The organism is Endozoicomonas sp. YOMI1 (genome assembly GCF_024606345.1).
Lineage (GTDB): Bacteria > Pseudomonadota > Gammaproteobacteria > Pseudomonadales > Endozoicomonadaceae > Endozoicomonas.
In genome coordinates, this window is the sequence record NZ_JAHHPM010000348.1 from 1 (window position 1) to 6,752 (window position 6,752).

Consider the following 6,752-nt stretch of genomic DNA (forward strand, 5'->3'; position numbering starts at 1 on the left):
GAAAAGAAAAAATCTTTTCCTCTGTGACTCCGTGGCAAAAAAGAGGAAGTTATTCATGGTAATTCCTTAGCCACCTGCCGTTGCTTTTATCAGTGTAATGTTATCCCCGTCACTCAGCAGATAAGATTCCCACCGGGAGCGGCTGATGATTTTCCTGTTGACCGCAAGGGCTACCCCTTTTTCAAGGTGGTTCAGTTGCTGTAACAGGGCCTCAATGCTGAGAGGGGGCTCCACTGCCATCGGCTGATTGTTTACCGTGATCTGCATGGTCAATTTGGCGCCAGTCCTTTTAAGTTGGCAAGATTCTAAAGAATCAGGGTGGTGTTTGACAAATGATCTGGCGCAGCCACGTTGAGGCGGAAAAACAAATAGTGGTTATCTTATTCATTATTGGCGGCGACAACTCTACCCAAGGCAGGGTTCAGCCGTTAGAATTGGCCGTTTATTTTCTGTAGCTCATCTGTTTTGGAAACCCCATGGAGAATCTGGATAACACGCTTGATACGCTGGTGGCCAGCGCACTCAGTGCCGTTGAAGCCGTTGCTGACGCCTCAGGTCTGGACGAGATCCGCGTTCAGTTCCTTGGTAAGAAAGGCGAGCTGACCTCTTTGCTCAAGGCCCTTGGGCAGCTCTCCCCACAAGAGCGACCAAAAGCGGGTGGGCTGATTAACAAGGGTAAGCAGCAGGTTCAGGAGGCGATCAACCATAAGAAAGCGTTGCTGGATCAACAGGCCCTGGATGCCAGACTGGCCAGCGAGGCCATTGATGTATCCCTGGCCGGGCGTGGTCAGGCGCTGGGTACTGTTCACCCGATTACCCGTACCATGGAACGGATTACCGACTATTTCGGTCGTATCGGCTTTACCGTGGAGCAAGGGCCGGAAATCGAAGATGATTACCACAACTTCGAAGCCCTGAATATTCCCGGTCACCATCCGGCCCGTGCCATGCACGATACGTTCTATTTTGACGACACTACTGTATTGAGAACCCACACCTCACCGGTTCAGGTTCGCACCATGGAGCGTTTTGTCAACAATAATGAAAACCCGCCCATTGCCATTGTTTGCCCGGGTAAGGTGTATCGCTGCGATTCTGACCAGACCCACAGCCCGATGTTCCATCAGGTGGAAGGTCTGTACGTTGCAGAGAAAGTCAGCTTTGCTGACCTGAAAAGCGTTCTGATTGACTTCCTGAGAGTCTTTTTTGAGCGGGATGACCTGCAGGTTCGTTTCCGTCCATCCTACTTCCCGTTCACTGAGCCTTCTGCCGAGGTGGATATTGAGTGGGGACGTAACGATGATGGTTCGATCAAATGGCTGGAAGTACTGGGCTGCGGCATGGTGCACCCGGACGTGTTCCGCTACTCCGGGATTGATCCTGAGCAGTACACCGGTTTTGCCTTTGGTATGGGGGTAGAGCGTTTTGCCATGCTGCGTTATGGCGTCAATGACCTGCGCCAGTTCTTTGAGAACGACTTGCGCTTCCTGGATCAGTTCCGTTAAGAGCGGTTGGGACAGCGTCATTTTCAAACAACGGTTTTTAGCAGGATTGAGTAAATAGCATGAAATTCAGTGAAAAGTGGTTGCGGCAGTGGGTCAATATTGAGGTCGATACCCGGGCGTTGGTGGACAAAATCACCATGGCCGGACTGGAAGTTGACGAGGTTGAAGCCGTTGCCGATGAGTTTACCGGTGTCGTTATTGGTGAAATTGTTGCCTGTGAGCAGCATCCGGACGCCGATAAGCTGCGTGTGACTCAGGTCAGTACCGGCAGTGAGTCTTTCCAGGTGGTGTGTGGTGCCCCCAATGCCCGGGCCGGTATCAAGGTTCCTTTTGCTACCGTGGGTGCCGTATTGCCCGGCAACTTCAGGATCAAAAAAGCCAAATTGCGCGGTGTTGAGTCATTCGGCATGCTCTGTGCCGAAGAAGAACTCGGCATGGCAGAGTCTTCCGATGGTTTGCTGGAGCTGCCTCTGGATGCCCCGGTTGGTCAGAATATTCGTGAATACCTGTCTCTGGACGACAAGATCATCGATGTGGATCTGACCCCTAACCGGGGTGACTGTCTGAGCATTGCCGGTCTGGCCCGTGAAGTCAGCGCAAACTTTCTGGCGGATGTGACAGAAGAGCAGATAGCGGAAGTGGCGCCAGCCATTGATGATACTTTCCCGGTTCATATCGATGCTCCCCGGGGCTGCCCACGCTATGTTGGCCGGGTTATTCGTAATGTGGACGTTTCCCGTTCTGCGCCGTTGTGGCTGACCGAGCATCTGCGTCGCTCCGGTATCCGTTCCATTGACCCGGTGGTGGATGTCACCAACTACGTTATGCTGGAGCTGGGTCAGCCTATGCACGGCTTTGATCTGGATACGCTCTCCGGCAGCATTCATGTTCGTATGGCTGAGGCTGGAGAGAAGCTGACCCTGCTGGATGGTCAGGAAGTCACGCTGAACGACAACACACTGGTCATTGCTGATGAGCAGAAGGCTCTGGCGATTGCCGGGGTGATGGGGGGAGAAGGTTCCGGCGTCAGTGACCAGACCCGTCATATCTTCCTGGAAAGCGCATTCTTTGATCCGATTACTATTGCCGGTAAGGCCCGTTCCTATGGTTTGCACACTGACTCTTCCCACCGCTTTGAACGTGGTGTTGATTTCCAGCTGCAGAAAAAGGCGGTTGAACGTGCCACGGCCCTGATTGTTGAGATTTGTGGTGGTGAACCGGGCCCGGTGACAGAGGTCGCCAGCGAAGCCCGCCTGCCTGCTCTGCGTGAAGTGACACTGCGTTCTGAAAAAGTGACGTCACTGCTGGGTATGGCCATTGAAAACCGCCATATTGAAGCTCTGCTGTCTCGCCTGGGGCTTGGCTTGGCGCTTATTGAAGAGTCGGATGGCCAGGCTTGCTGGACGGTGTCTGTTCCCAGCTGGCGCTTTGATATTTCCATCGAAGAAGACCTGGTGGAAGAGCTTGGCCGAATTTACGGCTATAACAACCTGCCTGAGAGCACGCCGATGGCGCTGCTAAAGATGAAGCAGGTGGACGAGTCTCAGGTTCAGGAATCAGACATTCGTCGTGCACTGACGGCCCGTGGTTATCAGGAAGCGGTGTGCTTCAGCTTTATCGCTCCGGAGTTGCACCGGCTGTTTGATCCTCAGCGTGAGCCCGTTGCTTTGTCCAACCCGATCGCCAGCGATCTATCCGTGATGCGCACAACGCTGCTGCCAGGACTGGTTAAAACCGCTGGCTACAATCTGAATCGTCAGCAAAGCCGGGTTCGTCTGTTTGAAACAGGTCTGACCTTTATTAAGGAAAAGGGCAAAGCAGGTGATGAGCTTAAACAGGAGCCGATGCTGGCTGCACTAATCACTGGCAGTCGTCACCCACAGAGCTGGCAGGGTAAGGCTGAGGCGGTTGATTTCTTTGAACTGAAAAGTGATTTCGAAGCGGTTTTTGCCCTGGGTCAGGCCGGTAATGAATTTATGTTCCGCAAAGGCGAGCATGCTGCCATGCATCCTGGCCAGTGTGCCGAGATTGTTCGAGATGGCAACGTGATTGGTCATATGGGGGCGCTGCACCCATCGCTGGCAAAGACGATGGATATGCCCGCTGCGGTCTACCTGGTTGAACTTAGCCTGAAAGCGGTGACTGAAGGTAAGGTTACCCGTTTTGCTGCCCTGTCGAAGTATCCTGAAGTTCGCCGTGACCTGGCACTGGTGGTTAATGCTGCCATTGCCGCCGGGGACATTGAGCGGGCGATCGCCAGTGAGGCCGGTGAACTGTTGCGCCGGGTCAATACTTTTGATGTTTATGTCGGTCAGGGTATTGAAGCAGGCTGCAAGAGCCTGGCGATGGGCTTGACCTTACAGCATCCTTCCCGCACTCTAAAGGATGACGAGGTTAATGAGCTGGTTGAGCGTGTTGTTGCCCGCTTGAAACAGGACTTCGATGCCAGCCTGCGTCAGTAAATGCCAGTCAATGGCCTTAGAGTGAATAATAAGATCATGGTAATAGCCTGTTATCTTTCTTTCAGGAAACCCGATACAGCTATTACCATGGGAAAAACAAAAAAGGGGATTGGTTCATGGGAGCCCTGACGAAAGCCGATATGGCCGAGCGACTGAATGAAGAGCTTGGTCTTAACAAACGCGAAGCCAAAGAGATGGTCGAGCTGTTTTTTGAGGAAATTCGCCAGTCTCTCGAAAAAAATCAATCGGTGAAACTGTCCGGTTTTGGTAACTTTGATTTGCGTGATAAACGTCAAAGACCAGGCCGGAACCCCAAAACGGGAGAGGAAATCCCGATCACCCCACGTCGTGTGGTGACCTTCAAACCCGGTCAGAAACTCAAAGCGAGAGTGGAAACCTATGCAGGACATGGAACTCAGGACGAGTGATCTGCCAGCCATACCTGGCAAACGCTACTTTACCATTGGCGAAGTCAGTGAACTCTGTTTGGTAAAGTCTCATGTGCTGCGCTATTGGGAGCAGGAATTTCCCCAACTGTCACCGGTTCGTCGAGGTAATCGGCGCTATTACCGGCATGAAGACGTACACCTTGTTCGACAGATCCGCAGTCTTTTATACGATCAGCGTTTTACTATTGATGGGGCTCGCACGCAGCTAAAGCGTCACGCGGTCAAACGACAAACGTTTGATTATCGTACTGAAATAGCGCAGGCAATATCAGAATTGGAAGCAGTCGTTGATATTTTGTCCTGAGCTAAATCTTTGGCAATCCATTCTGCCTGCTCAGAAAATGATTCGGAACAGGCACTAACTAATCACTTCACACGAGGTTACACCACGGTCGTTCTCCCCACGGCGGAGCCCAGGATCTTGGCTCCATTAGATCAGTCATGTCTTGAAAGAAGTAATCTAGCCAGGGACTACTGCCACTTAAACGTACTTGCTCTAAAAGTTTGGGGTTGTCACGAAATTGCTGGACACAAAGCAAACCGACTTTCATTTCGGCAAGTTTTTCGGGTGTATTACCATTTCTATCTTTATCATCAAGCGTTGTTCTCGGGAGCATCCGGAGCTGGTTATCCTGATCATTCGCCGAATCTTTGATCATTTCTCTGGTTGCGGAGATTTGCTGCTCTTGCAGATAGTCAAAAACTTCCGGACCATCCTGGTCTACTGCACAATGAAGCAAGGTTCTCTGGTGCTCTGATTTGTGAAACAGATACTCTCGATAATTTTCATTCGCCTGGAAATGATCGCAAAGCCTACGAACGACTTCAAGACTGCTGTGTCTTGCCGCCAGACTAAACAGGCTCTCGCCTCTGTCGTTAATGGTGTTTTTCAGTTTATCCTGAACATCAAGCTCTTCCATAAGCGCTAATGCTCCTTTGTCCCAGCCAGTCAGCAGGGCAAAATGCAAAGCCGTGTCGTGGTTCGTGGCAATTGGCTGTAGAGCACCAACTTCGTTATTGCCCTCTGGTGATGCAGTAGCTGCATTGGCAGTAGCTGCATTTGCAGTAGCATCAGCATCAGCATCAGCATCAGCAGCAGATGTTTGTTGATCAATGTACTCCTGGAAAATATCATCCGCAGTAGCGAGTTTTAACAGTTCCATATCACCAGCAAGACAGGCAATATGCAACGGGGTTAAATTACAAGGGAGCTCCCAGTCGTTTAATCCACCGTCAGAACCTTTTAATTGTTCAGCAACCACCTTAGCTGTTTCGATCAGCATTTCGGTGTCTGTCAACTTCGGGAAGACTTTAGCCGTCTCACTGCAAGACGGCTCTTTTGCTGGTATGGCTTCCACTCCTTTGTGTTGCGTCTCTTGGATTGGTGAAGCCGGAACATGTGGTTGAATTTGAGAAGTGATATTCATAACAAAGTGACCTCGGACATTAGCCTACACTATTTGAACACTCGATTGATGCAAAGTTCCATTCAGGTTGAAATAAGGGCAGGGGCAACCCGAAGCATCTCTGATTGCCGGTCAAACTAAACTATGAATGTCGTTTTCCAGATGCGTGGGGCTTTTTCTCTTCCGGTGCGTTGAAGATCAGGTAAAGCTCCATCAACACTTCGGGAATCTGGCTGCACATATCCTCTGTGAGCTTGCTGTCCTTGCGAATATCCTGAAACTCCTGCTCATCATCAAACAGACCTGAGGCCAGCATGATCGGCAGCAGGAGTTCACAAATCTCCTGTTCATTGGTTCCGAACCAGGTTTCTTCATTCAGGAAGTGAGCCACCATAAAACCCGTGCACCAGTTGGCAAGGGCTTCATCGTCGTGGTCTTCCAGCTCTTCGGATTGGCAGGTGAGGGAAAAACCCTCATCTTCGTCGTTAAATCCCCGGTCGATGGTCGTTTGCATTCTGGCAATAAGTTCGTTCAACTCATTGGCACTGGCAGTTGGAAGCTCAACCTCACCATCAAAAATACTCTCGTTCCGCTCCTGCTCTGTCAGGTCTGTGGGGCAGATGGTCAGGGCTGTCAGGAAACCGTGTAGACCATGGTAGTCAAGGGTTGCGGTTTCACTTCCATCATCGGATTCAGTAAAAGGCTGTAACAGAGCTTCCACATAAGCACGGGTATTGGACATAGAGGGGATCCTGAAAATTTGAGGGGGGGATTTTACTCTGGCTTTGATAGAGATAAAAGTCCGTCAGGTGAAGCCTTTATCATGATGGGTTACCGGATAATGAGCATCGCTGTTTTTTTTCTTTTTATAAAACTACTCGACTTTAGACTTTGCATGACACGAAAGATTGGTCAGGTTCCGATAAAATA

The 6,752-nt window shown here is 50.8% G+C and carries 7 protein-coding genes; 4 read left to right on the top strand and 3 right to left on the bottom strand.

What is annotated here, in order from left to right; genetic code table 11:
• Positions 1-66: 66 nt before the first annotated feature.
• On the bottom strand, positions 67-267 hold the full coding sequence (gene thiS, locus KDK15_RS12560) for a sulfur carrier protein ThiS (RefSeq protein WP_257295718.1): 201 nt from the start codon (positions 265-267) through the stop codon (positions 67-69).
• Positions 268-476: 209 nt separating this feature from the next.
• Between thiS and pheS the strand changes: the two genes are divergently transcribed.
• The 4 genes from pheS (at position 477) to KDK15_RS12580 (ending at position 4,720) form a co-directional block, all read left to right on the top strand.
• On the top strand, positions 477-1,505 hold the full coding sequence (gene pheS / locus KDK15_RS12565; RefSeq protein WP_257295709.1) for a phenylalanine--tRNA ligase subunit alpha: 1,029 nt from the start codon (positions 477-479) through the stop codon (positions 1,503-1,505).
• A gap of 59 nt (positions 1,506-1,564) precedes the next feature.
• Entirely contained in the window at positions 1,565-3,967 is a 2,403-nt protein-coding gene (gene pheT, locus KDK15_RS12570) for a phenylalanine--tRNA ligase subunit beta (protein WP_257295710.1), read from the top strand.
• A gap of 116 nt (positions 3,968-4,083) precedes the next feature.
• Positions 4,084-4,395: an integration host factor subunit alpha gene (ihfA, locus tag KDK15_RS12575; RefSeq protein WP_101747798.1), complete on the top strand. Its 312-nt coding sequence runs from the start codon at positions 4,084-4,086 to the stop codon at positions 4,393-4,395.
• Entirely contained in the window at positions 4,376-4,720 is a 345-nt protein-coding gene (locus KDK15_RS12580) for a MerR family transcriptional regulator (RefSeq protein WP_257295712.1), read from the top strand. Before ihfA ends, KDK15_RS12580 begins: the two co-directional genes overlap by 20 nt.
• Before the next feature lie 67 nt (positions 4,721-4,787).
• Here the strand turns inward: KDK15_RS12580 and KDK15_RS12585 are convergent, their stop codons facing one another.
• Both KDK15_RS12585 and KDK15_RS12590 read right to left on the bottom strand, forming a co-directional pair.
• A complete protein-coding gene (locus tag KDK15_RS12585) occupies positions 4,788-5,843 on the bottom strand; it encodes an ankyrin repeat domain-containing protein (protein ID WP_257295714.1) in 1,056 nt (351 codons plus the stop codon).
• A 121-nt stretch (positions 5,844-5,964) separates the two neighbouring features.
• On the bottom strand, positions 5,965-6,564 hold the full coding sequence (locus KDK15_RS12590) for a YecA family protein (RefSeq protein WP_257295716.1): 600 nt from the start codon (positions 6,562-6,564) through the stop codon (positions 5,965-5,967).
• Between the last annotated feature and the right edge of the window lie 188 nt (positions 6,565-6,752).

Bases quoted from the DNA above. Each gene is read 5' to 3' on its own strand.
- thiS (WP_257295718.1), bottom strand. From the start codon at position 267: ATGCAGATCACGGTAAACAATCAGCCGATGGCAGTGGAGCCCCCTCTC.
- pheS (WP_257295709.1), top strand. From the start codon at position 477: ATGGAGAATCTGGATAACACGCTTGATACGCTGGTGGCCAGCGCACTC.
- pheT (WP_257295710.1), top strand. From the start codon at position 1,565: ATGAAATTCAGTGAAAAGTGGTTGCGGCAGTGGGTCAATATTGAGGTC.
- ihfA (WP_101747798.1), top strand. From the start codon at position 4,084: ATGGGAGCCCTGACGAAAGCCGATATGGCCGAGCGACTGAATGAAGAG.
- KDK15_RS12580 (WP_257295712.1), top strand. From the start codon at position 4,376: ATGGAACTCAGGACGAGTGATCTGCCAGCCATACCTGGCAAACGCTAC.
- KDK15_RS12585 (WP_257295714.1), bottom strand. From the start codon at position 5,843: ATGAATATCACTTCTCAAATTCAACCACATGTTCCGGCTTCACCAATC.
- KDK15_RS12590 (WP_257295716.1), bottom strand. From the start codon at position 6,564: ATGTCCAATACCCGTGCTTATGTGGAAGCTCTGTTACAGCCTTTTACT.